The following is a 2,493-nucleotide window of genomic DNA, read 5'->3' as shown; positions in this document are numbered from 1 at the left end:
GGGGTACTCTGTGCGCACTGAGCTGTCCTCGCGACGGCGTGCCTCTATCTCCAACTGCCGAGCCCGTCCCCCGTTAATTCTTCCCAGAGCGGTTGCCGCTATCGTTGCCCCCGGAGTGGCACGGGGCGGATCGGCAATTGGCGGTACTGGCGCGGTTCGGGCTCGCGGCCCTGATTGTCGGAGCGGTATTCGCGGCCGGGTATTTTGGCGCCTTCGCCTCGCTCGACCGGCTGACCGGGGATAGCAGGTTTCAGTTCAGCGACCGCCCAGCCAGCGGCCAGGTGGTATTCGTCGATATCGACAGCGCCAGCCTGGCGCAGGTCGGGGTGTGGCCGTGGCCGCGACAGCTGCATGCCGAACTGCTCGACCGGCTGATGGGGCTCGGCGCCGCCGAAGTTGCCTTCGATATCGATTTTTCCGCCAGCTCCAGCCCGGAGGGCGATGCGGCGCTGGCCGCCGCTCTCGAGGCGGCCGGCGGTTATGCCTATCTCGCCGCCTTCGAGCAGGTTGACGGGGCCACCCGGGCCTTGCGGCTCAGCCTGCCGATCGAGGCGTTTGCCGCGCATGCGACAGCGGCTTCGGTCAATGTCTCGGCGACGCGCGACGGCCTGATCGACCGCTTTGCCGCGGCGACCACGACGGGCGGAGCCAGCATCGCGGCGCTGCCGGTGGCGCTTTACGGCAAGCCGGCGCCGGCAGGCGACATCCATATCGACTATGGCATCAACCTCCGGAGTATCGACCGCATCACGGCCGGCGACCTCTTGGCCGGCAAGGTGGACGCACAGCGCGTCGTCGACCGACAGGTGGTAATCGGGGCGAGCGCCATCGAGTTGCGCGATATCTTTGCGGTGCCGCGCTACGGCATGCTGCCGGGGCCGCTGGTGCAGATCGCCGGGCTCGAAACGCTGAAGGCCGGACGCGCGCTGACCCCACTGGGCGATTGGCCGGGCATTGCGGCTGCGGCGCTGCTCGCCCTGGTTTTTGCAGCGCGAGGGGGCCTGCGGGTGCGCACCGCCACGGCGATCGTCGTTGCCGCCGTGGGGCTCGGCGAGGTCGCGGCATTGCTGCTGCAGCGGCAGTACGGGCTGGTGCTGCGCACGGCCGGGTTCGAGATCGCCGCACTGCTGCTGCTGGGCCAGCATGTCGCCTTTGCCTTGGCTGGCGAGTATGGCGAGCGGCGACGGGCGCAGGCGCGGCTGCTGTACCTGGCGCGCCATGATGCGGCGACCGATGCGCTGTCACGCAGCGGGCTCATCGAGCATATGGCAACCCATCCGGCGCCGGCGGTGGTGCTGGTGGGGGTCCTGAGGATGGATCTGGTGCGCGGCGCACTGGGTCAGCCCGTGGCCGAGCTGGCGCTCAAGGCCATCGCCAGGCGCCTGCAGCTACTGGACCTCGGCGCGGTCGGGCTGATCGATCGCGACGTGTTCGCCATTGCGCTGCAGAAGGCGCCGACCGAGGCCAGCCTGAAACGGCTCGACTGGGGCCTCCGTGCCGCGCTGCGGCCGGCGATCATGGTCGAAGGACACAACGTGCATGTCGACGTGGCGCTGGCGCTCGACGGTGCCTCGCCGGACGCCAGTGCCGCCCAGATGCTGGAGCGCGCTGAACTGGCACTGCGGATCGGAGCACAGGACCATGGCGTCAGCACCTTCGAGCCCAGCATGGAAACCGGCGTCGACCGGCGCCGCCGCATCGACGCCGAACTGCGGGAGGCGATCGGGCGTGGCGAGTTGACCGTGGTGTTCCAGCCGCAGATCAGTCTCAGCGATGGAGCGCTGGTCGGGGTGGAAGCGCTGGTGCGCTGGCAGAGCCCGGTGCTTGGGCCGGTGTCACCGGCCGATTTCATCCCGCTGGCCGAAGAAACCGGGCTGATCGTGCCGCTGGGGGCGTTCGTCCTGGCGGAGGCCTGCAAGGCAGCTGCCGCATGGGACTGGGACGGGCGGCTGGCGGTGAACGTGTCGGCGGCGCAGATCCGGCTCGACGATATCGGCGAGCGGGTGGCCGACGTGCTGGTCGAAACCGGGTTCGAGGCGAAGCGGCTCGATCTCGAGATCACCGAAAGCGTGCTGGTCGAGACGCCGGAGCGGCTGACGCAGATGTTCGCCAACCTCCGCGGCCTCGGCGTCGGCATCGCCATCGACGATTTCGGCACCGGCTATTCGTCACTGAGCTATCTGAGCGGGCTCGATTTCGACAAGCTGAAGATCGACCAGAGCTTTGTGCGCACGCTCGAGGCCGGCACGGCCAACGCGGCGATCGTCCAGACCATTGTCGATCTGGCACGACGCCTCGGCAAAACCACGGTGGCAGAAGGTGTAGAGACGGAGGCGCAGCGTCAGCTGCTGGCCGGCATGGGCTGCGATATCGGCCAGGGCTATCTGATCGGCCGGCCGGTCCCGGCGGCGGAGATTGCCGCGCGCATTGCAGGGGAGCGGGCCGTGGCCTGAGGGTTGGACTACGGAGCCCTCGCTCCCCTCCCCCTTGAGG

General features: G+C 69.0%; 1 protein-coding gene. It reads left to right on the top strand.

All coding sequences use genetic code 11. The features are described from left to right. Positions 1-137: 137 nt before the first annotated feature. On the top strand, positions 138-2,453 hold the full coding sequence (locus VW23_RS00330) for a putative bifunctional diguanylate cyclase/phosphodiesterase (RefSeq protein ID WP_069907614.1): 2,316 nt from the start codon (positions 138-140) through the stop codon (positions 2,451-2,453). Positions 2,454-2,493: the final 40 nt, after the last annotated feature.

The organism is Devosia insulae DS-56, assembly GCF_000970465.2.
GTDB lineage: Bacteria > Pseudomonadota > Alphaproteobacteria > Rhizobiales > Devosiaceae > Devosia_A > Devosia_A insulae.
Note: the sequence above shows the minus strand (reverse complement) of the source record. Positions and strands in the feature narration are given on the sequence as shown.